The 22,072-nt window shown below is 64.0% G+C and carries 32 protein-coding genes and 1 riboswitch; of the genes, 9 read left to right on the plus strand and 23 right to left on the minus strand.

The features are described 5' to 3' along the window. Positions 1-297, minus strand: a 297-nt coding sequence (locus tag LB515_RS22865; RefSeq protein WP_224709042.1) for a DinB family protein, incomplete at its 3' end; no start/stop codon positions are given. Between the two features lie 61 nt (positions 298-358). On the opposite strand from LB515_RS22865, the gene LB515_RS22870 reads away from it, so the two are divergent. Continuing rightward, positions 359-1,051: a glutathione S-transferase family protein gene (locus LB515_RS22870; protein WP_224709043.1), complete on the plus strand. Its 693-nt coding sequence runs from the start codon at positions 359-361 to the stop codon at positions 1,049-1,051. A 24-nt stretch (positions 1,052-1,075) separates the two neighbouring features. Continuing rightward, positions 1,076-1,372, plus strand: a complete 297-nt coding sequence (locus tag LB515_RS22875; protein ID WP_140540923.1) for a DUF1905 domain-containing protein — start codon at positions 1,076-1,078, stop codon at positions 1,370-1,372. Positions 1,373-1,426: 54 nt separating this feature from the next. Here the strand turns inward: LB515_RS22875 and LB515_RS22880 are convergent, their stop codons facing one another. Next, positions 1,427-1,660: a hypothetical protein gene (locus LB515_RS22880; protein WP_224709044.1), complete on the minus strand. Its 234-nt coding sequence runs from the start codon at positions 1,658-1,660 to the stop codon at positions 1,427-1,429. A 157-nt stretch (positions 1,661-1,817) separates the two neighbouring features. Between LB515_RS22880 and ndk the strand changes: the two genes are divergently transcribed. Next, positions 1,818-2,240 carry a nucleoside-diphosphate kinase gene (ndk, locus tag LB515_RS22885; RefSeq protein WP_027165590.1) on the plus strand — a complete coding sequence of 141 codons (423 nt, stop codon included), beginning with the start codon at positions 1,818-1,820 and terminating at the stop codon, positions 2,238-2,240. Between the two features lie 164 nt (positions 2,241-2,404). Beyond that, the gene (locus LB515_RS22890; RefSeq protein WP_224605697.1) at positions 2,405-2,647 is read left to right on the plus strand and encodes a hypothetical protein; all 243 of its coding nucleotides are present in this window, start codon (positions 2,405-2,407) and stop codon (positions 2,645-2,647) included. Here LB515_RS22890 and LB515_RS22895 read toward each other — a convergent pair. The 10 genes from LB515_RS22895 to LB515_RS22940 all read right to left on the minus strand — a co-directional run bounded on the left by LB515_RS22895 (position 2,629) and on the right by LB515_RS22940 (position 10,128). Beyond that, positions 2,629-2,973 carry a DUF190 domain-containing protein gene (locus tag LB515_RS22895; RefSeq protein ID WP_224709045.1) on the minus strand — a complete coding sequence of 115 codons (345 nt, stop codon included), beginning with the start codon at positions 2,971-2,973 and terminating at the stop codon, positions 2,629-2,631. The genes LB515_RS22890 and LB515_RS22895 overlap by 19 nt on opposite strands. A gap of 33 nt (positions 2,974-3,006) precedes the next feature. Continuing rightward, complete coding sequence (crcB, locus tag LB515_RS22900) at positions 3,007-3,429, minus strand: fluoride efflux transporter CrcB (protein ID WP_224638324.1); 423 nt, start codon at positions 3,427-3,429, stop codon at positions 3,007-3,009. A gap of 18 nt (positions 3,430-3,447) precedes the next feature. After that, on the minus strand, positions 3,448-3,882 hold the full coding sequence (gene crcB, locus LB515_RS22905) for a fluoride efflux transporter CrcB (RefSeq protein ID WP_224606993.1): 435 nt from the start codon (positions 3,880-3,882) through the stop codon (positions 3,448-3,450). 98 nt (positions 3,883-3,980) lie between these two features. Further along, positions 3,981-4,043: riboswitch (Fluoride riboswitch) on the minus strand. A 402-nt stretch (positions 4,044-4,445) separates the two neighbouring features. After that, complete coding sequence (locus LB515_RS22910) at positions 4,446-4,715, minus strand: hypothetical protein (RefSeq protein WP_224709046.1); 270 nt, start codon at positions 4,713-4,715, stop codon at positions 4,446-4,448. Between the two features lie 181 nt (positions 4,716-4,896). Next, entirely contained in the window at positions 4,897-5,307 is a 411-nt protein-coding gene (locus LB515_RS22915; protein WP_224709047.1) for a YbaY family lipoprotein, read from the minus strand. 135 nt (positions 5,308-5,442) lie between these two features. Continuing rightward, entirely contained in the window at positions 5,443-5,922 is a 480-nt protein-coding gene (locus LB515_RS22920; RefSeq protein ID WP_095767048.1) for a molybdenum cofactor biosynthesis protein MoaE, read from the minus strand. Between the two features lies 1 nt (position 5,923). Beyond that, entirely contained in the window at positions 5,924-6,181 is a 258-nt protein-coding gene (gene moaD, locus LB515_RS22925) for a molybdopterin converting factor subunit 1 (protein ID WP_095767047.1), read from the minus strand. A 9-nt stretch (positions 6,182-6,190) separates the two neighbouring features. Next, on the minus strand, positions 6,191-6,787 hold the full coding sequence (pgsA, locus tag LB515_RS22930) for a CDP-diacylglycerol--glycerol-3-phosphate 3-phosphatidyltransferase (protein WP_095767046.1): 597 nt from the start codon (positions 6,785-6,787) through the stop codon (positions 6,191-6,193). A gap of 489 nt (positions 6,788-7,276) precedes the next feature. After that, positions 7,277-9,367, minus strand: a complete 2,091-nt coding sequence (uvrC, locus tag LB515_RS22935; RefSeq protein ID WP_224709048.1) for an excinuclease ABC subunit UvrC — start codon at positions 9,365-9,367, stop codon at positions 7,277-7,279. Next, positions 9,364-10,128, minus strand: coding sequence for an SDR family oxidoreductase (locus LB515_RS22940; protein WP_224709049.1), 765 nt, complete (start codon positions 10,126-10,128; stop codon positions 9,364-9,366). Before LB515_RS22940 ends, uvrC begins: the two co-directional genes overlap by 4 nt. Before the next feature lie 413 nt (positions 10,129-10,541). Between LB515_RS22940 and LB515_RS22945 the strand changes: the two genes are divergently transcribed. After that, a complete protein-coding gene (locus tag LB515_RS22945; RefSeq protein WP_224524939.1) occupies positions 10,542-11,189 on the plus strand; it encodes an outer membrane protein in 648 nt (215 codons plus the stop codon). 152 nt (positions 11,190-11,341) lie between these two features. Here the strand turns inward: LB515_RS22945 and LB515_RS22950 are convergent, their stop codons facing one another. The 5 genes from LB515_RS22950 to LB515_RS22970 all read right to left on the minus strand — a co-directional run bounded on the left by LB515_RS22950 (position 11,342) and on the right by LB515_RS22970 (position 14,657). Then, entirely contained in the window at positions 11,342-11,755 is a 414-nt protein-coding gene (locus LB515_RS22950) for a GFA family protein (RefSeq protein ID WP_224709050.1), read from the minus strand. A gap of 86 nt (positions 11,756-11,841) precedes the next feature. After that, positions 11,842-12,213, minus strand: coding sequence for a TfoX/Sxy family protein (locus LB515_RS22955; protein WP_224524943.1), 372 nt, complete (start codon positions 12,211-12,213; stop codon positions 11,842-11,844). 256 nt (positions 12,214-12,469) lie between these two features. Further along, positions 12,470-13,066 (minus strand): glutathione S-transferase, encoded by a 597-nt coding sequence (locus LB515_RS22960; RefSeq protein ID WP_224709051.1) that lies wholly within the window; start codon positions 13,064-13,066, stop codon positions 12,470-12,472. 271 nt (positions 13,067-13,337) lie between these two features. Beyond that, positions 13,338-13,715, minus strand: a complete 378-nt coding sequence (locus LB515_RS22965; protein ID WP_181174787.1) for a hypothetical protein — start codon at positions 13,713-13,715, stop codon at positions 13,338-13,340. 411 nt (positions 13,716-14,126) lie between these two features. Beyond that, positions 14,127-14,657 (minus strand): DinB family protein, encoded by a 531-nt coding sequence (locus LB515_RS22970; protein WP_224709052.1) that lies wholly within the window; start codon positions 14,655-14,657, stop codon positions 14,127-14,129. A gap of 104 nt (positions 14,658-14,761) precedes the next feature. Here LB515_RS22970 and LB515_RS22975 point away from each other — a divergent pair, with 104 nt between their 5' ends. Continuing rightward, positions 14,762-15,352, plus strand: coding sequence for a TetR/AcrR family transcriptional regulator (locus tag LB515_RS22975; RefSeq protein WP_095767038.1), 591 nt, complete (start codon positions 14,762-14,764; stop codon positions 15,350-15,352). A 281-nt stretch (positions 15,353-15,633) separates the two neighbouring features. Here LB515_RS22975 and LB515_RS22980 read toward each other — a convergent pair whose 3' ends face one another. From LB515_RS22980 to LB515_RS22990, 3 genes are all read right to left on the minus strand, one after another. After that, positions 15,634-16,086 (minus strand): hypothetical protein, encoded by a 453-nt coding sequence (locus LB515_RS22980; RefSeq protein WP_224709053.1) that lies wholly within the window; start codon positions 16,084-16,086, stop codon positions 15,634-15,636. Positions 16,087-16,250: 164 nt separating this feature from the next. Beyond that, on the minus strand, positions 16,251-16,613 hold the full coding sequence (locus LB515_RS22985; protein WP_224709054.1) for a DoxX family protein: 363 nt from the start codon (positions 16,611-16,613) through the stop codon (positions 16,251-16,253). 36 nt (positions 16,614-16,649) lie between these two features. After that, on the minus strand, positions 16,650-17,072 hold the full coding sequence (locus LB515_RS22990) for a VOC family protein (RefSeq protein ID WP_140842309.1): 423 nt from the start codon (positions 17,070-17,072) through the stop codon (positions 16,650-16,652). Between the two features lie 180 nt (positions 17,073-17,252). Here LB515_RS22990 and LB515_RS22995 point away from each other — a divergent pair, with 180 nt between their 5' ends. Continuing rightward, a complete protein-coding gene (locus LB515_RS22995; protein WP_224709055.1) occupies positions 17,253-18,008 on the plus strand; it encodes a helix-turn-helix domain-containing protein in 756 nt (251 codons plus the stop codon). Between the two features lie 14 nt (positions 18,009-18,022). Here the strand turns inward: LB515_RS22995 and LB515_RS23000 are convergent, their stop codons facing one another. From LB515_RS23000 to LB515_RS23010, 3 genes are read right to left on the minus strand one after another with little or no spacing between them, the layout of a single operon-like run. After that, positions 18,023-18,871 carry a 23S rRNA (adenine(2030)-N(6))-methyltransferase RlmJ gene (locus LB515_RS23000; protein WP_224709056.1) on the minus strand — a complete coding sequence of 283 codons (849 nt, stop codon included), beginning with the start codon at positions 18,869-18,871 and terminating at the stop codon, positions 18,023-18,025. Between the two features lie 58 nt (positions 18,872-18,929). Beyond that, positions 18,930-19,556, minus strand: coding sequence for a hypothetical protein (locus LB515_RS23005; RefSeq protein ID WP_224709057.1), 627 nt, complete (start codon positions 19,554-19,556; stop codon positions 18,930-18,932). Positions 19,557-19,587: 31 nt separating this feature from the next. Next, positions 19,588-20,208 carry a TetR/AcrR family transcriptional regulator gene (locus tag LB515_RS23010; RefSeq protein ID WP_224605650.1) on the minus strand — a complete coding sequence of 207 codons (621 nt, stop codon included), beginning with the start codon at positions 20,206-20,208 and terminating at the stop codon, positions 19,588-19,590. Between the two features lie 132 nt (positions 20,209-20,340). Between LB515_RS23010 and LB515_RS23015 the strand changes: the two genes are divergently transcribed. Continuing rightward, positions 20,341-20,814, plus strand: coding sequence for a carboxymuconolactone decarboxylase family protein (locus tag LB515_RS23015; protein ID WP_224709058.1), 474 nt, complete (start codon positions 20,341-20,343; stop codon positions 20,812-20,814). Positions 20,815-21,152: 338 nt separating this feature from the next. Further along, on the plus strand, positions 21,153-22,070 hold the full coding sequence (locus tag LB515_RS23020; RefSeq protein ID WP_140842321.1) for a lysylphosphatidylglycerol synthase domain-containing protein: 918 nt from the start codon (positions 21,153-21,155) through the stop codon (positions 22,068-22,070). Positions 22,071-22,072: the final 2 nt, after the last annotated feature.

Consider the following 22,072-nt stretch of genomic DNA (forward strand, 5'->3'; position numbering starts at 1 on the left):
CATCCCGCCCACCCAGTCGACGATCCTCCTGTCCTCGGCCTCGCGCGCCAGCCTCAGGGCCGGCAAGGCGTGGTAGAGCATGGCGGCGGTGTTCGAAGGCGCGTCGCCCTCGCCGGTGAAGCGCTTCATCCATACGCGGTCGACTGCGAGCAGATGGTTGAGCGTGCCGAGCATCGAGCCGAAGACGGCGCCGACGTCGCGACCGAGCTCTTCTTCGGCAAGATCGGCGGCGGCATCATAGAGACGGCCATTGGCCCATTGATTGTAGGCCGCAAACATCATGAAATGCTGCTTCATTCTTCCCACCCGGCTTGACCCGAATCCGGGCCCTTCGTAACCCGCAGCAACGGACCCGCCAATGACCATTCTGCTCTATGACCTCGTCGGCCATGACGTCGCCCGCCCGTTCAGCCCGCATTGCTGGAAGACCAAGATGGCACTGGCGCATAAGGGACTTGCCGCCACCGACGTGCCGACGCGCTTCCTGGAGGTGCCGAAAGTCGAAGGCGGCGTGTCGAAGACGGTGCCGGTGATCCGCGACGGCGAGCGGGTTGTCGCCGATTCCTTCGCCATCGCGCTCTATCTCGACGAAGCCTATCCGGAACGGCCGACGCTGTTTTCCGGCGAAGGCGGCAAGGCGATGGCACGCTTCATCGAGCGCTGGTCGCAGCTCACCATACACCCCTACATCGCGACGGTGGCGCTGACCGATCTGCATGCGATGCAGGACGAACCGAACGCTGCCTATTTCCGCGAGAATCGCGAGCAGCGCTATGGCAAGCGCCTGGAAGACGTCGTGGCCAACCGCGATGCCGGGCTCCCGGCCTTCCGCGCTGCGCTGGAGCCGCTGCGCTCGACCCTCGCCTACCAGCCTTTCATCGGCGGCGAGGCGCCGCTGTTTGCCGATTACATCGTGTTCGGGGCGCTGCAATGGGGCCGCATCGCCTCGCCTTTCCGGTTGCTCGACGACGGCGACAGCATCGCCCGCTGGTTCGAGCGCTGTCTCGACCTGCATGGCGGGCTCGGCCGGCAGGTCGCGGCGGCGGCGTGAAGTCTGCGAGTGTTGGGGGCTGGCATGTTGCGCTATGAGATGCGAGCCGAGATTTGGGTCTACCCGGGCAAGGGCGGCTGGCATTTCGTGACACTACCGGTGGAGTTCGCGGCACGGATCAAGGCGGCGATGGCGGGGCTGGCGCGCCCTTGGGGCTCGCTCGGCATCACGGCGGCGATCGGCAAGACCAGGTGGCAAACATCGCTCTTTCCCGACAAGGCGTCCGGCAGCCTTCTGTTGCCCGTCAAGGCCTCGGTGCGCCAGCGCGAAGGTCTCAAGGCAGGGGATTCGCCGACGCTGACCATTGAGGTCGAGCTTTAGATCAGAGCCGACTGAAGCCGACCGGTCAAAATCCCTATGCAGTGCCATTCGCGTCTACTTTGACGTGTCCTTGTCGTGCGCGTCCCCATTCGGCGCATTGCCGTCGGCCAGCCTCACGCAGATCGGATCGCCCTGTTCCATGCGCACGCACTGCCATTCCGGGCCGAAGCCGAAATTCTGCTCCGCGCGCTGCGGAAAGAACAGCAGGGCGAAGACAGCCAAGGCAAGAACCACGGCCACTAAGACAATGCCCGCCATGTCGCCGCGACTGAGGTAGGGCCAGTTCATCGCCTCAGCTCCAAGCTGCGTCCAGCGCGTTCGCAGCCGTCCAATTATCCCGCAAAGCGCTCGCCTTGACCAGAAGCCGCCTCCCCTTGGCAAGCCGCCGGGCGGCTTGTATAGAGCCCGCCACTCCAATTTCCATTCCCACAACAAGGACGACCCTATGGCGATCGAACGCACCTTCTCCATGATCAAGCCGGACGCGACCAGGCGCAACCTGACGGGCGCCATCACCAAAATGCTGGAAGACGCCGGCCTGCGCGTCATCGCATCGCGCCGCGTGTGGATGAGCCGCCGCGAGGCGGAAGGGTTCTACGCCGTCCACAAGGATCGCCCGTTCTTCGGCGAGCTGGTGGAATTCATGTCGTCGGCGCCGACCATCGTGCAGGTGCTGGAGGGCGAGAACGCCATCGCCAAGAACCGCGAAGTGATGGGCGCCACCAATCCGGCGAACGCCGCCGAGGGCACCATCCGCAAGGTCCATGCACTGTCGATCGGCGAGAATTCGGTGCATGGCTCGGACGCGCCCGAAACCGCCGCGCAGGAGATCAAGTACTGGTTCTCGGACACTGAGATCGTCGGCTGAGGCGCAAGCTCGAGTTTCACGGAACGGCCCGCTCCAGCGGGCCGTTTTTGTTTGCAACGGGTGGTCACATCCGCCGCCTGCCCTAGGTTCAGCGAAATTGGCAAAAGTAGCGCTGGGCGTCGACGGCTGTGAGCCGCGCTTCCGCCGAACCGAGGGAGGGAGGCATGATCAAGCCTCATGTTTCTGAAAGTGGCCTTGCCTATCCGGACGATCTTGTCCTGTTGAAGCGTATCTATGACGAGGTCTGCGAGGAGCGCGGCATCGTCTTAGGCAGTCCCGAGGCGTCGGACCTGGCGATAGAGGCGATGAGACTGTTTTCCGCCGGTGTCTTCGATGAAGTGGCCATCGGCCGCCGTCTCCGAGGCGGTGACGTGGAGAGCCGGGGAGTTCAGTCCCCGTCGCCGTAGCGGATGACTTCCACCTTCTCCCGGGTGATCAGGCAGCTCTTCGTCCTGGTCAGTGCCTTGATCTCGGGGATCAGCGCCTCGATTTTCTCCGGCACGTCGACGATCTCGACGACGATGGGCAAATCCTGCGACAGGCGCAGAATCTTGGCGGTGTGCAGCACGCTGGAGCGGCCGAAGCCGAGTGGGCCCCTCAGCACCGTGGCGCCGGCCATGCCGGTCTCGCGCGCCTTGATGACGATTGCTTCATGCAGCGGCTTGCCGTCGGCCGCCCTGTCATCCTCGCCGAAGAATATCCTGAGCAGCGCGCATTGCGCGGGAAGTTCCATGTTCTCTTCTCCCTGGTCACCTGTGTTGGCCCATCACCTATTGGCCGACTGCCTGTCGACCGGCAGGCGGTTGAGCCTGGACGCCATGAGATAGCCCAGCCACGCGGCGGCGAGCGACAGGCCGACCACACTGATGAGATAGGTCGCGGCCAGCGGCAAGTCGCCCTCGAACAGCATAGTGAAGGTGTCGAGGCTCATCGCTGAAAAGGTGGTGAGGCCACCGCAGAAGCCCGCCATGACGAAATTGCGACTGGCGGGACCGACCATCATGCGGCCGTCCGGCCCGGTGAGCGTGGCGAAAACCACGATGATCCACGAGCCGACGACATTGACGAAAGCGGTCGACCACAGCGCGTTCAGACCGAGCAGCGAGACGATGACATAGCCCGACAGGAAGCGGGCCAGCGAGCCGATCGCCGCGCCGCAGCCGACCGCCAGATAAAGTCGCATTGCCATCTGTCTGTCCACCATCGCTCAGCCCATAGCCCCGGTGGTTGAGCCAACTACCCAGGTGGCTGACTCAGCCACCCAGACCACCGCCCAAAAGCCGAGCGCGACGAACAGCACGCACAGCACCGACGAAGCGACGACGTTGAAGGCGGCGAGCCGCCCCTCACCGTCGACCGCAAGGTTGACCGTCTGTAGGCAGAAGGACGACACCGTGGTGTAGCCGCCGAACAGGCCGACGACGATCAGGTCGCGCACGAGATCGCTGGCGAAGACGCCGCCGACCGAGCGTGCCGCGCCGGCGAAGGCGCCGATGGCCAGGGCGCCGGAAACATTGACCAACAATGTACCCCAGGGAAAGGTCTCGCCGATGGAACGGCCGACCACGCCGGAGAGGAAAAAGCGGGAAATGCCGCCGAAGAAACCGCCGATCAGGACCAGGGCGCAAGCCGCAAGGGTCATCGCTTCAAAGCCTTTCCAAACGCGATCCCAAGCCGGAATCACTTCATAAGAACAGGCACGAAGCGAAGCGGAAAAACAAATCCTGCCGCGCGAGAGCACGCCTGGCAGGAGTCATCAGCCCATAAGGGCGGTTTCGGGGGAACCCCATCCCCATTTTCGAGGGAACCTAGGCGGTCGCAACAGCGCGGTCAATTGCGACGTGCTTAAATGACGGACAGAACGGTTGAGACGGTCCGGAATGCTAGTGGCACTGCACAGGGATTTTGACCGGTCGGCTCTGTTTGCGTTGGCAGGCGGCATGCGTTGGAGATTGGCCGAGACGCCCATCGCGATCGTCATTCCAGGGCGGAGCAGGAGCGAAGCTCCGTCGCGAAGACCCTGGAATCCATGCCGTCACCTTCGCCAAGGATCGCAACGGAACAGAATTCTGCACCGTGGCGGCGCTGCCAAGTCACGGAATGGATTCTATGGTCTGCGCGCGTCGCTTCGCTCCTTGCTCCGCCATAGAATGACGAGGTTGGGGCGGCTTGCTCTTAAACCCGCCGGCCCCCGGCGGGCAGACGTCATTTGGCCTGACGGTCTTTCACATTCGCATGGGCGTTCGCTGCCTCGGTATCGGTAGACGGCGTCTTCGTCTCCTCACCGGTGAACGGACTGCCCTGTCCAGGCGCAAGGTCGCCGCTGTGGCCGGCCTTGTTGGTCTGGAACGGCTGGCTGTCTGGGCTGAGGCCATGCTGCTCGGCATTGAACAGATGATCGTCCGCCCGGGCAACGCCGGCAAGGGCAATCAGCGATACACCCGCGGCTGCGAGGATAAGCGTGCGCTTTTTCATGTCTGGTCTCCTTTGAGTGGCCAGATCGAGCCCGCGCATTCGGTCTGGCGGCTTAAGTGAAGGGACATTGTCCCCTTGCCTGCCCGCCATCTGCATAAGTCAACGCCCGGCGTTGCTGGTTTATTCCGGAGAAAACGGTGTCCAGGCGCAAAAGTTGCGCGGTCGGGGTCGGCGCGCGACGTCAGCGCGCCATTTTCAGCAGAACCGTCTGAGGCTTACCCGCCAGCGGATCGACCTGATGACTTGTAGCGGTGAACATCAGCCGTTCGCCAACGGTAATACGCGCCTGCAGCGTATAGGTCCGGCCCTTCTGGATCGCCTTGGGATCGAAACCGATGTCGAACCTGATCGGCACTTGGCCGGTGGGCGCTATCCTGCGCCTAGCGACCACGGTTGCCGGTGCATCGGCCAGCGAGACATCGGCAAGCTCGACCACGAGCACGGCGTCGGGCGGCAGCGCGATGCGCTCGCGGTAGGTCACCTCGCCCGCGATCGTCCTTTCGCCGGCCTTGGTCGCTTCCGGCACGGCAAGCACGCCGACCACCAGCGGCACCAGCCCGAAGATGAAGAATTCCGCGATGCGGTCCAGCATGAGATTGCTCCCGCCAAGCAAATCAAACCACCCGGCAGGCTTGGGAAGGATTGCGGTCGTTCGATGGCCGAACGGGAGTTTTTTCTGATGCATGTCGTTGCCCCAGAACCGCTGCACAGTTCTGGGCGACATGCATTATTCGCCCTGTTTCTTCCAGCGCTCCGCAGCTTGATCGTCGGCTTCCTTGGCCTCGACCCAACCGCCCTCGGAGCCGTCGGCGCGGTGTTCCTTCTTCCAGAAGGGGGCACGCGATTTCAGGTAGTCCATCAGGAAATTCGCCGCCTCGAAGGCGGCCTGGCGGTGCGACGAGGCCGCGACCACCAGCACGATATTCTCGCCCGGCGCTATCTTGCCGTGGCGGTGGATGACGGTGAGCCCCTGCAGGGGCCAGCGCCCGGCGGCCTCGGCGGCGATGCGGCCGATCTCGGCCTCCGCCATGCCGGGATAGTGCTCGAGCTCGAGCGCCGAGAGCGCGCCCTGTTCGTCACGGCAAAGGCCGGAAAAAGTGACCACGGCGCCGATATCGGTCCGGCCTTTGGCCAGGCCGGCGATCTCGGCGGCGACGTCGAAGTCCTCGCGCTGGATGCGGATGGCAGGCACGACCGCGCCGGCCATGTCAGCCCCCGGTCATCGGCGGAAACAGGGCGATCTCGCGCGCGCCTTCGATCTTCTCGCGATGGCCGACATGCTCCTGGTTGATGGCGACGCGGATGACGTCAGGGTATTGCAGCGCGTTCTCATACTCCTCGCCGCGCGACTTCAGCCAGCGCAGCAGATCGGCGACCGTCTCGATGCCGGCAGGCAAGTCGACGTCCTCTTCCGGCTTGCCGATCCGCTCGCGCACCCAGGCGAAATAGATGAGTTTCGTCGACATCCACGCTTCCTACTCGTCCATGATGTGCTTGAGGCCGGCGCGGAAATAGTCGTAGCCGGTGTAGAGCGTGACAAGTGCCGCGACCCACAGCAGCACGAGGCCGATCTGCGTGGTCAGCGGAAAGATCTTGTCGCCGGCCGGGCCGACCAGCAGGAAGGCGATGGCGACCATCTGTATGGTGGTCTTCCATTTGGCGAGCTGGGTCACCGGCACCGACACCTTCAAGGCGGCCAGATATTCGCGCAGGCCCGAAACCAGGATCTCGCGGCACAGGATGATGATTGCCGCCCATAGCGACCAGCCGGCGATGCCGCCATGGCGGTCGGTGTCGGCGGCAAGCAGGAGCAGGCAGGTGGCGACCAGCAATTTGTCGGCTATCGGGTCGAGCATCTTGCCGATGTTGGAGGTCTGCTGCCAGGCGCGCGCGAAATAGCCGTCAAAGTAATCGGTGATCGAGGCAAGCAGGAAAATGACCAGCGCCGACCAGCGGGCGAAGTCGGACGACTTCAGGTGGCCTTCAAGAAAAAAGCACAGCACGACCAGCGGCACCGCGATGATGCGGGCATAGGTAAGGATGTTCGGCAGGTTGAACGCGCGCTGTGCCATGTCGTCTCGGGAAATCTCCACCGCCAGACGTACTCAAATCAGAAGCCAATGTAGGGGGTCAACAGCCGAGATTCGATTGACCAGGGAAAAATGGCGTGAAGGTCGGCGTGAAGCACCCGCTCTGGTCTGGGCATTCCACGTCAGAGGCAGAGATTGGCAACTTCGATGTATACTCTTCTTGCAACGTTGGGATTGGCGAAGCCTAAGCAACTTCGTCATCCACGGGCGGAGCGGGAGCGAAGCGGACGCGCAGACCCGAGGATCCATTCCGTGACCTCGCGCGGACTGCAACGGAGCAGAACGGAGGTTTTCTGAACCGCTGCAACGCGTAGAGGTAACGGAATGGATTCCAGGGTCTGCGCCGCGTCGCTGCGCTCCTTGCTCCGCCCTGGAATGACGACGTGGTGGGCGTTTGAGCTAATCGCCAAGGTGCAACATCCCTCACCACACCGACGCCTTGGTCAACCTTTCAATGCTCGCGACCAGCCCTCAGCTCTCGTGGAAGTGATTGTAGACCAGCTTCGCCACGTGCTCGGAAATGCCGTCGACCTTGACAAGGTCCTCGACCGCGGCGCGGCTGACCGCCTTGGCGGTGCCGAAGGCGTGGAGCAGCGCGCGCTTACGGCCGGGACCGATGCCGGCGATCTCGTCAAGCGGGCTTTTGACCATCTCCTTCTTGCGGCGGGCGCGGTGGGAGCCGATGGCGAAACGGTGCACCTCGTCGCGCAGGCGTTGGACGAAATAGAGCACCGGATCGCGCACCGGCAGCATGAAAGAGTCCCTGCCCTTGACGAAGAAGCGCTCGCGGCCGGCGTCGCGGTCCGGACCCTTGGCGATACCGATGGCCACCACCCTGTCCTCGACGCCGAGATCGGCAAGAATCTGGCGCACGGCCGTCATCTGGCCCTGGCCGCCGTCGATCAGGATAACATCCGGCCAGGCCGGGAAGCCGCCATTGCCGGCGACCAGATCCTCCTCGCCGGCTTCGTCCTCGACGGCCGAGCCGGGCTGGACGTCGCCATGCTCCTTGAGCAGCCGCGAAAAGCGCCGCTGCATCACTTCGCGCATCATGCCGAAATCGTCGCCCGGCGTGATCTCGGTGGAGCGGATGTTGAATTTCCGGTACTGGTTCTTCACGAAACCTTCCGGTCCGGCGACGACCATGGCGCCGACCGCGTTGGTACCCATGATGTGCGAGTTGTCGTAGACCTCGATGCGCACCGGCGGCTTTGCCAGGCCGAAAGTCTCGGCGAAACCGGCGAGCAGTCGCGCCTGCGTCGAGGTCTCGGCCAACCTGCGGCCAAGCGCCTCGCGCGCGTTCTGCAGCGCGTGGTCTGTCAGTTCCTTCTTCTCGCCGCGCTGCGGCACCGAAATCGTAATCTTGCGGCCGGCATGAGTGGAGAGCGCCTCAGCGAGCAGTTCCTGTTCCTGCGCGGCCTGGGAAAGCAGCAGCGTGCGCGCCGGCAGTTTGTCGTCATAGAATTGCGCCAGGAACGAGCCCAGCACCTCCGCCGGCTCCAGCGCCGGATCGGCCTTGGGGAAATAGGCGCGGTTGCCCCAATTCTGACCGGTGCGGAAGAAGAATACCTGGATACAGGTCTGGCCGCCCTCCTGGTGGATGGCGAAGACGTCGGCCTCCTCGACCGTCTGCGGGTTGATGCCCTGATGTGCCTGCACATGCGAGAGCGCCGCAAGCCGGTCGCGGTAGATGGCGGCGCGCTCGAAATCGAGCTCTTCGGAGGCCTGCTGCATGGCGGCCGAGATTTCGGTCTTCACCTTCTGGCTGCGACCGGAGAGAAAGTCCTTGGCCTCGGCGACCAGCTCGGCATAGCCCTGATGCGAGACCTCGCCGGTGCAAGGCCCGGCGCAGCGCTTGATCTGGTAGAGCAGGCACGGCCTTGTGCGGTTCTCGTAGAAAGAGTTGGTGCAGCTTCGAAGCAGGAAGGCGCGCTGCAGCGAATTGATGGTGCGCCCGACGGCGCCGGCGGAAGCGAAGGGGCCGAAATAGTCGCCTTTTCGCGAGCGCGCACCGCGATGCTTGTAGATGCCGGGCGAGACATGGTCGCCGGTGAGCAGGATGTAGGGGAAGGACTTGTCGTCCCGCATCAGCACGTTGAAACGGGGCCGCAGCCGCTTGATGAGGTTGGCCTCGAGCAGCAGCGCCTCGATCTCGGTGCGGGTGACGACGAATTCCATTGTCGCTGTCTCGCGCACCATGCGGCCGATGCGGGCGGTGTGGAAGCGCCCCTGCGCGTAATTGGTGACGCGCTTCTTCAGGCTGCGCGCCTTGCCGACATAGAGAACGTCGCCGGCGGCGTTCATCATGCGATAGACGCCGGGCTGGTTGGGCAGCCGCTTGACCAGGGTCTGGATCACCTCTGCGCCGACCATGCCGTCGGCGTCGCCGGCATGCGGCGTCCAGTCGATGGCCGTGAAGGCGACCTCGGGGCCGGACGGCAAAGGCTCGGCCTCGACGATCTCCTCCGTCGCCTCGTCCTCAACGTCCATCTCGGGGTCGATATTGGGCGGCAGATCGTCGGCGGCGCCGTTTCGTTTGTCTCTTTGGGCTACGGGACTCATTCCACCATGCCTGTCACATCGGGCGTCTGCCACGCAAGATGCTGGCCGCCATCGAGCGCGATCATCTGGCCGGTCACCGAGCGTGCCTGCCACAGATAGCGGATCGTGGCGCCGAATTCGGGCAATTGCGGGCCGCGCTTCAGGATCAGGCCCTCGACCTGGCTTTCGAAATCGTCGTCGTCCTGGCGCTTGTTCTTCAGTGTCGGGCCGGGGCCTATGGCGTTGACGCGGATGCGCGGTGCGAGCGCCTGTGCAAGCATTTGGGTTTGCGTCCACAGCGCTGATTTCGACAGCGCATAGGAGAAATAGCGCGGCGTCGGCCGCCAGACGCGCTGGTCGATGATGTTGACGATCAGCCCCTCCTCGCCTTGCGGCAGGGCGCGTGCAAAGGTCTGCGCCAAAAGCGCCGGCGCCTTCACATGGATGGCGAAGTGGCGATCCCAGGCCTGCCAGTCGAAATCCTCGACGCGATCGTCGACGAACAAGGAAGCGTTGTTGACCAGCAGCGTGACGGGTCCGAGCGCCGCCTGCGCGCGACCGACAAGATCACCCACGGCATCCATGTCGGTGAGATCGGCGGCGACAACGGCAGCGCGGCCGCCATCGGCCACGATCTTCTTCGCCAGCGCCTCGGCCTCGTCGCCGGAGCGATTGGCGTGGATGGCGACCGCAAAGCCATTGGCGGCCAGATCCTCGACGATCGCCTTGCCGATCCGCCTTGCTCCACCCGTCACCAGCGCGACGGTCGTGGCTTGTCTCATGGTGTCAATCCTCAATCGGCTTCACGATTCCGGGAAGCCGGCACAATGTGACGGGCCAAGCGTTAAATGCCATTTCCACCTGGGGCAGGAATGTGGCGAAGCGGCCCGGACGCGCCTCCGCCCCATCGGATTCGGGGCGCCGTTCACGGCAATATATGTCGCCGGACCCCTTGAACCAAGCGGTGTGCAGCGCAACATGATTAGCCTGCTGACATTCGCTGTTGCGAAGATGCAACGTCAACTTTCGGCCTTATTCGCGCCGGGGAATGACCCAAGTTCAGGTTCGCTTCAGCCGCATTTCAGCACGACATTCGGAACCGTTGAGCGCCAAGCCCGTTTATCCCCCCGGACGGGCCGGGGCGTTTCATGAACAAAAAAGCCTAAGTGTCTTGTGGCTTAAGGAGAGTATAACAATGAAGACCAATCTCAAATTCGCGCCGCTTGCCGCTGCGCTCGGGCTGTTCGCCTTTGCTGGCACCGCCTTTGCGGCCGACGTCGTTTCCGAAGAGCCGCCGGCTCCCGCCCCGGTTGCGGAGCTTCCGGTCGCTTCCTGGGCCGGCCCCTATGCCGGTATCAGCCTGGGCTACGGCTTCGGCGGGCATGCCGACTTCCGCTCCGGCGGTCCGGATGTCAAGACCAAGGGCTTCGTCGGCGGCGTGTTCGGCGGCTACAACTGGCAGCAGGATAACTTCGTCTACGGTGCTGAAGCCGATCTCGGCTACAACGGCGTCAAGGGCGACAGCGCCGGCATCCGCGCCAAGGGCGGTGTCGACGGTTCGCTGCGCGCCCGCCTCGGCTATGCAGTGACCCCGGAAATCCTGCTCTATGGCACTGGCGGTCTCGCTGCCAAGAACCAGAAGGTGGAAGCTCCCGGAGTTAGCGACAGCAAGGCCATGCTCGGCTGGACGGCCGGCGTCGGCACCGACATCAAGATCACGGACAACGTGTTCGGTCGCGTCGAGTACCGCTACACCGACTACGGCGACAAGGACTTTGACGGCTTCGGCAACGTCAAGTCGAAGGACAACCGCGTCACCTTCGGCGTCGGTATGAAGTTCTAAGTCGTAGAAGCCACGACACGAAAAAGCCGGGCCTTGAGCCCGGCTTTTTTTGTGTTTGCAAGCCTGTCTCCTGCCCTTGTCGGGAGCTTGCCGGTTTCGAGAAGTTTGAGCGAGCAGGCAACAAACTTCACGCGAGCCGTATCGCCCACATTTCAGGGAGTCACGGTCGACGGCGCCTGCTGGAAATCCTCATGGACTGGAATCGACTGCAGCCGGTCGAGCCATTTTGCTCTTGAGCGCATCATGACTTGCGCATCCGCATGGTACTCGCCCGGATCGTCCAGCGTGGCGGCGTGGACATGGATCTCGGCAGGCCATCGGTCGGAGCGGAAGTAGAGCCTCGCGCCGCAGGACGGGCAAAAACCGCGAAAAGTATTCGGGCTGCTTTCATAGTGCCTGATGTCGCCGCTCCAGCTCAGCCTGTCCGGCCTCATTCCCAGAAAGGCCGTGAAGGGGGCGGATGTCGCCCGCTGACAATCGGTACAGTGACAGACCAGGTTGCGCGTGATCTCGCCTGAATAGGTCCAGGCCACAGCACCGCACATGCAATGCCCATTGAGTGCCATTGCTTCCTCCCCTGGCCGTGCGTTCCTCGAGGCCAGCTCAACAACACTGACAAATCGCGGTCCGCAAGGCCGATGCGACGAGCGGCTTACGCGCGTTTCTTTGCGACCTTGGCGGGTTTCGGCGGCAAAGTTTCGACGAATGCCAGCGCAAGGCCGAGCCAGCCACGGAGATCCGCCTCCGTGGCTGTGCCTTCCGGCGCGACATGGACATAACCTTCCATCGAGCGGCCGCCCATTTCCATCGGGCTTGCATGGGGCCGTGCGACTGCGGCCGCATGCGCGGCCTTGCCTACACGCACCAGCAAGCCGCGCTTCGACGTGCCGATCAGCATGTTGCCGTCGATCATGAAGCAGGTGCCGCCGAACATTTTCTGCTCGGTGAAGGCGCGCCGGTCGAGCGCCGCACGCAGACGCTCGACCATAGGGTCGGGCGCGAGGCTGGTTGAGGGCTTTGCCATGTCACCACTCCGACTTGGGCGGTGTCAGGCAAGCATGGAAGAGAATGGGATTCAAGGTGGTCTTCCCCTTCTCCCCTTGTGGGAGAAGGTGGCCGAGCGAAGCTCGGACGGATGAGGGGTGCTCCAGCTTGACGCATTCATCAGCGATGGACGGCACCGGGTTCGCCAGAGTCCCACTCCGTCCAACACCCCTCATCCGTCTCGGCGCTGCGCGCCGATCCACCTTCTCCCACAAGGGGAGAAGGAGGCGCCGCCGTCACCCCGGCACGCTGCCCTTCAGCTCCGGAAACTTCTCATCAAACCTCGCGGCCCAGCGCACGAGCCGGCTGCGGCCCTTCTCCCATTGGCCGGGAAAGCGCAGCGCCAGGTAGCCGAGGCAGGCGCGCAGCGCCATATGGCCGGCGGTGATCTTCTTCGGCAGCTTCGGCGGGTTGGCGTTGATGAGGTCGAGCGCGGCGGTGACCTTCGCCCACTGGCGATCGAGCCAGGGCTGGTAGACCATCGTTTCCGGACGCGTGCGCCGTTCGTAGACCATCGACAGCGCGCAGTCGCAGATGCCGTCGGCCAGCGCCTCGAGAACTTCCGCTTCGAGCCGCTTGTCGGGATTGCGGGGGAACAGCGCATTCTTCGACAGCCGGTTGAGATGTTGCGTGATGGCGCGGCTGTCATGGATCGACCGGCCGTCCTCCAGCACCAGCACCGGGATCTTGCCGAGCGGATTGGCCGAGATCAGCTCGGCCGGCTTGTCCTCCGTCTTGACCGGCACGAGATCGATAGCGATGCCGGCATAGGCAGCCGCCATGCGGACCTTCGAACTGTAAGGAGACGTGGGCGCGTAAAGCAGCTTCGGCATGATCGGTTTTCCAGTTTGTCTGCGGCACTGTCGACCGAACGGATCTCCAGGGCAACGGCCCAGCAAGGCCAATCCAGCTTGGCCAATGCGTTTTGGCGAGCGGGCGCGGCAACAAAAAAGCTCCCGGAAGTTTTGCCTGGCAGCAAAATTTCCGAGAGCTTTAGGAGGAGCGTGCGCTCCGACTCCGCTCGCCGTGACACCGAATTGGCGAGAGGGGTGCCTGAGTGGCACCCGCCCTCACCTGTTGCGGTTCGCGAGCGAAGCTGCGCGATTACTTTTTGGCGGCCGGCTTCTTGGCCGGAGCTGCCTTCTTCACGGCTGCCGGTGCCTTGGCGGCGGCGGCCTTCATCGGAGCCTTGGCGGCGGGCTTGGCTGCAGCCTTCGCTGCCGGCTTCTTGGCGGCGGGCTTGGCCGCCGGCTTTGCCGCTGCCTTGACGGCGGGCTTGGCCGCGGCCTTCGCTGCCGGCTTCTTGGCGGCGGGCTTGGCCGCAGCTTTCGCTGCCGGCTTCGCTGCTGCCTTGGCCGGGGCCTTGGCGGCTGCCTTCGGTGCGGCTGCCTTCTTCACTGCTGCAGGTTTCGCGGCAGCCTTAGCTGCCGGCTTCTTTGCCGGCGCTTTCGCCGCCGGCGCCTTGGTTGTCGTCTTTGCCATGCGATGCCCCTTGCGTTTTGCCAATGGTCGTGAGTGACCCGGCGTGTCTATGCATATCTGACTCGCGACTGTCTAGCCAGCGAAGCAACACAATGATTTTCAGTTATTGAATTTTGGTTACACAAAACGCTTTAAGATGCATCTCCTGGAAAAATTGTGAGCGAATCTATCACTTTCGAAGTGACGGCCCGGCGCACAGATTTTCGCGCGGCTTCTATCGCCCGATCCTCCATCGACCAGCGGCATAACCTTGCATCACAATGTGAGCAGAGTGCTCATAATAGACAAGAGGCCGCCGAACGTCGACTTCATCTTGTCCAGCAGAAACATCTACAGACGAACCGGCCAGATGCGACGACCAAAGCTTGGGCGCTTAAAAGTGAGCTTAAAGCTCATATTCACGCGCCGCATTCAAACGCCCGCCGGGTGGCGTCCGCGCCGCAGGCGGCGCGCCGGCTCGGCCTGGTGCAGATGGACGGCGTAGGTGTCCCAGGGCGGCGAGAGCGCGATGGCGGCCAGCATGCGGCCGATTTCGCCGCGATGGTAGCTGCCGTGCAATACGATATGGATCAGCATCTCCTGCCTCGTCATGCAGCCCCTGTCGCCGTCAGTGAAGGTGAAAGCGACAGGATCGGCAAGCCTTTGCTCCGAAACGGCTTCGAGATAGTCGAGATACCAGCCGTCGATCTCGGCCAAGGCGGCGCGCAATGCGCGCGGCTCGGGCGTGTCCGGCGTATTGTCGCTCGCATAGCCATGGGCGACGCCCTTCAGATGCGCGGCAAAAATCCGCGCCACGACATGGATATGGTTCATCAGGCGGATCGCGGCATGGCGTTCCCCGGCGTCGCGAGACGGATCCATCCCGGCAAGCTTCTCCACCTGCTCGTCGTTCGCCCGGGCCTGGTAGGCGAGCATGTCCTTCAGCAAGGTCTTGGCACTCATCTTTGCCGCTCCATTTGCGTTGGTGAATTGAATGTGAGTATCCTGTCTATATTCTCGGGAGACGGGCCAGCATGTCTACTCGCGTTGCAAAGCCGGCTGCACGCATGCGCAAGCAGCCGCGCCAGGCGCGTTCGATCGCCACCGTCGAGGCGATCATCGAAGCCGGTGCTCACGTTTTGAGCGAGCTCGGCTGGGCAGGCTTTTCCACCAACAAGGTGGCAGAGGCCGCGGGCGTCAGCATCGGCTCGCTCTATCAATATTTCCCCGACAAGCTCGCCCTGGTCGAAGCGATTCGGCGCCGCCACTTTGATCATGTGCTGTCGGTGATTCGCGAAGCGGCGGCCGACGAGAAGCCGCTCAGGCAATTCGCGCGCGAGCTGGTGCGCGGCATGATCGGCGCGCACTCGATCCATCCGACGCTGCACCAGGTGCTGCTGGACGAGGCGCCCGGCGACCGCGGCTCGCGCGCCGCCCATGCCTCGTTCCAGGCGCGCTATCTCGAACATTATGCGGCTGCCGTCGCGCAGTATCGCAAGCGCCGCAAGGATACCGAGACGATGGCGCGCGTGCTCTCCTCGGCGATCGAGGGCGTGATCCACAACGCGGCACGGCGCAACATGCTCGACGCGCCGGAATTGCAGAAGCAACTGGTCGAGCTGATCGAGGCTTACGTATCGGGCCACAAGGCAGCCTGAGTGATCGGCAGCGGAGCTGGCTGTGAGCGGGAGCTGCTTGCATGGCTCCGGCGGCGACCTCTGAAAACCAGAAGCCAACTTCCGACAGGTCGGCGGGACAGCGCCCCATCTCCCCACAAGGGGGGAAATCAGATGGCGCGCCGGCTTTCGCCAATCACCAAGGCTGCAGAATGCAGCTGGACGCCGAAGCCGCTAATCTCCCCTCTTGTGGGGGAGAGGCCGGCAGGCCAGAGGGGGGCGCCGTAGAGCGCCGACCTCAATGTCTACCAGCCCGCAAAATATTATCGCAGCACGCGGCAGCGGCCGTTATACACCAGCCACCGGTCGAAGCCGGAGACGCAGAATTCGACATTGTCGCCGATCGAGGCAAAGCCCTGGCCTTCCTCGATCAGGTAGAAGATCGAACGGTCGCGGCCGTCCGTCAGGTTGACGGTGGCGCGGCAATAGTGGCGGCCGATCGGCCATTCATCGCTCGCCGGCTCATAACGATGCTGGCGGATGTTGCGGAAATCAGTGATCGCGACGTCCGGCAGATGCGGCACGTGATGCACCTGATAAGAGAAGCGGTCGGTGATCTTGTTCAGCACCCAGGCCTCGCCGCAGACGCTGCCGTCATCCTCGGTGTAGATGGATAGGTCGGCGGCATGCGCTGCCTGGCTGAAGCCCAGCGATGTGGCCAACGGGGTGCATAGCGAAATCAGCGCGGCAAGGGCGGAATTGGCGAAGCGAGTCATGACAGCCTCTCAAGGTCGGTTCCGCACACTGTGCGGGAGCACTTGGCGCCGGTCAAGCGGTTGCGAAAACAATGGTTTCCGTAAAACTTCGTTCCAGACTTCACCGGCTAATTGGGTTGCATGGAGATTCAGGTCAGCCGGCCTGACCTGAAACCCCATCCAACCTAAACTGTGCCGGCAAGCAGCAGCCCGCCGATGACGGCAATGTTGATCAGGAATGCGTTGCGCAGGACCTGCCTCGCGGGCTCCTCCACGGCCCAGAAGCGTAGCAGCATGACGTTCGTCGCCAGCGTGAAGGTGGCGAGCGCACCGGCGGCAAAGGGCCGAGTTATGCCAACGGCAAGCAGGAAACCGGCAGCGACCTCGACCGTCGAACCGACGGCCAGCATCACGGCCGGAGCCGGAAATTTCTGCGCGGCCAGATAGTCGCGCATCGCGCCGAATTTCAGGAAATGCTCGATGCCGGCGAAGACGAACACGCCGCCGATGAGGAGAGCGCCAAGCGCTTGAACGGATTGAACGGGCATGATGGCCTCCTCTCTCGACGACGCGCTTCGCTTTGCTCAATCCAGCGGAATGAAGGCCGGGTTGTAGACGACCTCCCACAGATGATCGTCGGGATCCTGGAAATAGCCGGCATAGCCGCCCCAGAAAGTCTTTTGCGCCGGCTTGACCACGCGTGCGCCGGCCTTGACGGCCTCGGCCATCACGGCATCGACCTCGGCCTCGCTGCCGACATTGTGGCCGATGGTGAGCTCGGTGGGGCTGCGGCCGCTCTGCGGCACCGTCGCGTCATGGGCGATGCTGGACCGTTCGAAGATGGCGAACTTCAAGCCGCCGGCGAGTTCGAAGAAAGCGACGGCGCCATGCTCGAATTCCCGGCCGATGATGCCTTCCGTCGGCAGGCCGAGGCCGTCGCGATAGAATTTGAGCGACACTTCCAGATCGTCGACGCCGAGCGTCAATACGGTGATGCGAGCTTTCATTTCTCTCACTCCTTTCTATATTCGTGACCACAGCCGCAAACGGATGCGGTCTGAGAGCGCGTGAAGCGCGGTGAAGTTGCGTCCGTTTTGCCATGGATGACGTGGCCGGCCTTGAAGATTTCGGCCAAAATGACCGTCACACCGATCCGGCAACTCCCGCTGGAGCAGATCGGAGAGAGAATGGAACCGGTCCTGGCGCAGACCACCGGCTTCTTTCGCGAGCGGCCCGTCGCTGGCGGCCTTGCCGCTGCCTTCTGCGCGGTCTGGGTCCACCGCATGGACAACCGCGCCGTTCCGCCCATCGTCATCACGCCGGATGCGACGATCGACCTGCAATGGATCGACGGCCGCTTCCGCGTGGCCGGCCCCGACAAGGAGCCGCAGATCGAGCGGCCTGCCGCGGGCGCGGTGATCGTCGGCTTCCGCTTCCGGCCCGGCGCCGCCGCCGGTTGGCTGGGCGTGCCGGCCAGCGAAATCGTCGGCGGGCGGCTCGATCTCCAGAAATTATGGGGTACGCGTGCCCGCGAACTGTCGGATCGCATCAAGGCTGCGAGCGATCTGCCGGCCATGCTGCGGCAGTTGGAAGAGACGGTCGGCATACGCACCGAAGGCCGCGATGCGCTCGACCCGCAGATGGGCCGGGCCTTCGACGTCATTCACAAAGGTTTGCCGCCGGAAACGCCGCTGGTTCCCTTCCTGCAGCGCCAGCTGCATATGAGCGAACGGACGCTGCGACGCCGCTTCGAGGACGCCTTCGGTTATGGCCCCAAGACGCTCGACCGCATCCTGCGCTTCCATCGGTACCGGCGCTTGCAACGACAGCAAGGCGACGCCTCGACCGCGCTGCTCGCCATCGAGGCCGGCTACGCCGACCAGGCGCATCTGATCCGCGAAAGCCGGCGGCTGACCGGCGTGACGCCTACGGCGCTGGCTTAGGCGATGCGGTCGCCTTACTCGCCCGCCAGCCACTCGAGCGACCAGCGCGACGGTTGCCGGAGGGCGAGCGCTTTGTGGAGGGCCGGCAACAGCACCTTCAATTCGCTCTCCAGCGTATAGGGCGGATTGGCCACCACCAGCCCGCTGCCGTCGAGGCTGGGCTCGTTCGAGGCGGGCCGGATCTCGAAGGCGATGTCGAGCAGCTTCGGAATGCCGGTCTCCGTCAACGCCGTGCGGAAAGCGGTAACTGCCTTGCGGTCCTTGATCGGGTACCAGAGCGCGTAGATGCCGCCCGGCCAGCGCCGATGCGCCTTCTGCAGGCCTTCGACGAGCCTGGAGAACTCGCCCTCCTCCTCGAAGGGCGGATCGATGAGGACGAGGCCGCGCTTTTCCTTCGGCGGCAGTTGCGCGCCGAGCGCCAGCCAGCCGTCGAGCTCGATCACCCTTGTCTGGAAATCGCCGGCAAAGACCGATTTCAGCCGCGCGGCATCCTCGGGATGCAGCTCGATCGCCGTCAGCCGGTCCTGGCTGCGCAGGAGATGGCGCACGATCAGCGGCGAGCCGGGATAATGCTTGAGGCCGCCGTCGGGATTTCGCGCGCGTACCGCTTCCAGATAGGGCTGAAGCAGCGCCGCCGCTTGCGGCTCGAGCGCGGACTCGACCAGCCGGCCGATGCCGGTCTGCCATTCGCCGGTCTTGCCGGCCTCGACCGAGGCAAGATTGTAGCGGCCGATCCCGGCATGGGTGTCGATGACGCGAAAAGCCTTGTCCTTCTGCTTGAGATATTCGACGAGGCGCGCGAGCACGGCATGCTTGACGACATCGGCGAAATTGCCGGCGTGGTAGGCGTGGCGATAGTTCATGCGCGCTTACCTTCAGAGAGCATGATGTCGAGCGAGAACCGCTTCACACTTTTAGCCATCATGCTCGTGGCGAACCGTTGCGGCCCCAGCGCGGCGGTGGCGGTTGCGAATTGGGATTTTGCGGGCCGCCGCCGCGGCGCCCGAAGACCAGCGAAACCGCCAGTCCGGCAAGGCCGACGCCCATCAGCGTATAGCCGGCCGGCCGCGCGCGTTCGTCGATCGAGCCGGTGTCCGCGCGCAGGATGAGATCGACCGCGCGCATGGCGATGCCGTCGGCATCGCCGGGTCCGACGGTGAAGAGGTAAGGACCGGGCACGACCTTATCGATGACGCCGGCCTCGTCGCGAAAGATCTTGTCGGGCAGTTGCGGGCTGGCCTGGCGCGGATTGTCCGTGTGGTTGAAGGAGAGCGCCGAGGCCAGCACCGTACGGCCGCCATGCGCTGCGGTCAGCGTCAGCACCGTGCGCTGCTGGCCCGCGACGCGCTCGGCCCGCGCGGTCAGGTCGACCAGCACCCTTACCGGAGCGTCGCTTGCGGCAAGTTGCACGGTGGCGGGCCGGAAGCGGCCGCCCTCATAGACGTGATACGTGCCGATGGGGTGGCCGGAAAAATTGCTCATCGCCCAGGGATAGAAGATGCCGATGGCGGCACCGGCGATGAGGAGAAGGACACACAGGAAGCGCATTCAGAGCCTTGGTTTCTGAGCGAGATCGCTGCTATTTTTTGGCGGGTTCGTTTCGCGCAGCTTCGCGGACCCGCTCCATCTCGTCCAGAAACATTTCCAGGCCAAGCTCAAAAGTCTTGTCGAAGCCGGCGGCGCCGAAATAGGCGCCGGCCTTCACGACGCTCGGATAGTCGCGCGCCAGCTCCTCGTCGCTGACGGTGGTGACCGCCGAAGGCCCCTTGGCATAGCCGGCCGTCTCGTCGAGGATCGCGCCCATCAGATAGTAGCCGGCGGCGCGGAACAGGCGGGCGCTGAGCTCGGGGCCGAAGCCGCCATCCTCGAACAGGCCGATGATGGCGTTGAGCTTGGCGAGGCAGGGCGGCGAGTTCATTCGGTAGACGACGATGAACGGCGCAAAGGCCGGGTGCTCGGTGGCGACGCGCCGGAATTCCTGCATGCCGATGCGGGCCCGCTCGCGCCAGGGCAGCCTATCGTCGGGGATTACAAGCCCGCTCATCTGGCGGTCAACCAGCGCCTCGTAGAGATGCGCCTGCGAGGGGAAGTGGTGATAGATGCTCATCGCTTCGCAGCCGAGCCTGGCGGCGAGCTTGCGCATCGAAAAGCCGGAAAGCCCTTCCCGCTCGATCACCTCGAAGGCGGCGTCCTCGATCATCTCGCGGGAGAGTTTTCCGCGGGGTCGCTTTTTTCTGCTCGGTGCATCCATGGCGCTTGACAACTTACACTGTAAGGTTCATCTTCCACACACCTTACATCGTAAGGCTAACAAAAACCAGAGGAGAATATCATGTCAGTCATTCGCATCATCTCAACCGCGCATTCCTGCCTTAGCTTCGCCTCGCTGATCGCCGCGGCGGGCGTGTCTGCCGCATTGCTCGCCTCCGCGCCGGCCCGCGCCGATGACTATGACGCGGCGCTGAAGGACATCCAGTCGACCATGGGCGGTGTGCCGAGCTTCATCAAACAATTCCCCAAGGCCGGTCTGCCCGGCGCCTGGGCCGAGGTCAAGGCCATCGAGCTCAGCGACAAGACGGCGCTGACGCCGAAGGAGAAGTCGCTGATCTCGCTGGCGGTCGCGGCGCAGATCCCCTGCAGCTACTGCATCTGGTCGGACACCCAGAACGCCAAGCACGCCGGCGCCACCGACGAGGAGATCCAGGAGGCCGTGACCATGGCGGCGCTGACGCGCCATTGGAGCACCATCTTCAATGGCATGCAGGTCGATTTCGATCAGTTCAAGAAAGAGACGGGCGGAGAGTAAGGCTTAATCGGCATATCGGGCGGACGCGATGTCCGCCCGCTTTTCGCCGCCCCAATCGCTGCTCCAACCAAGCTTGTGGATTCGCCGCCGCCGCTGCGCCAGAGCGTTTCACCGTTTCACGGAAACGGCGAACCGCTCTATCTCTTTGTTTTGACGCAATTCCGGACGGAAAACCGCTCACACTTTTCCTGAAATTGCTCTATAGGAACAGCGCCTTGAAAAAGCCGGCACGGATCCGATATCGGACCGGCGCCGGCCAGGCCGACATTCGAGAGCGCCCCCTTTGCAGGCCCTCGAATGGCGCTTCCGCCCCGACCGGCGGCCCGTTGGAGACCTGTTTGAAGCGAGCGATATCGATAATCGTCACTCTGGCGCTGCTGGCATGGCTTGCCAGCGACCAGCGCTGGAAGATGGTCGGCGATGCCTTCGCCTCCATCACGCCGGGCGCCTTTGCAGCGGTCGCGGGGGCGCTGTTCGTCACCTATGTGCTCAGGGCGCTGCGTGTCTGCGACGAGTTCCGCGGCGACGTGAACGGCCGCTTCGGCGCCGTGCTTCGCGTTATCCTGATCCACAATGCGATGATCAACATCGTGCCGTTCCGCGGCGGCGAGACGGCGTTTCCGATCCTTTTGCGCCAGGTGTTCGGCGTGCCGATCGTGCGCGCCAGCGCTTCGCTACTGTGGTTCAGACTGCAGGACGCCTTCGTCGTCGGCGTGCTGGCTTGCCTCGTCTGGCCGGGCCTGCATCCGGCGCTGCGGGCCGCCGGCATCGCGGCGCTGATCGCCGCCGCATGGTACCTGCCGCGCTGGGCGCGCGCGCCGCACAACTGGGCGGCGGGCGGCAGGATCGTCTCGAAGCTCGGCAAATTGCGCGACATCTTCACCGAAGCGACGGGACGCTCGCGCTACGGCTGGTGGTGGACGATGGCCAACTGGGCGCTGAAGCTCGGCGTGCAGGGCTGGCTGCTCGCCATGCTGCTTGACACCTCGTTCCAGACCGCCTTTCCCGGCGCGGTCGGCGCGGAGGCGGCCGCCATCCTGCCGGTGCAGGGTGTCGCCGGCTTCGGCACCTATGAAGCGGGCGCGGCCGCCGCACTGCTCTATTCCGGCATCGCCATGAAGGACGGCCTGCAGGCCGCGCTCGCGCTGCATCTCTTCATCCTGTGCTCGGCGGTCGCAACCGGTGCGATCGCCTGGCTGTTCCCCTCGAAATCGACGCTGCCGGAAACCCCGGCGGCGGGGCCGGCAAGGAAATGACC

Origin of the sequence: Mesorhizobium sp. CA15 (genome assembly GCF_020165215.1) — a bacterium.
Taxonomy (GTDB): Bacteria; Pseudomonadota; Alphaproteobacteria; order Rhizobiales; family Rhizobiaceae; genus Mesorhizobium.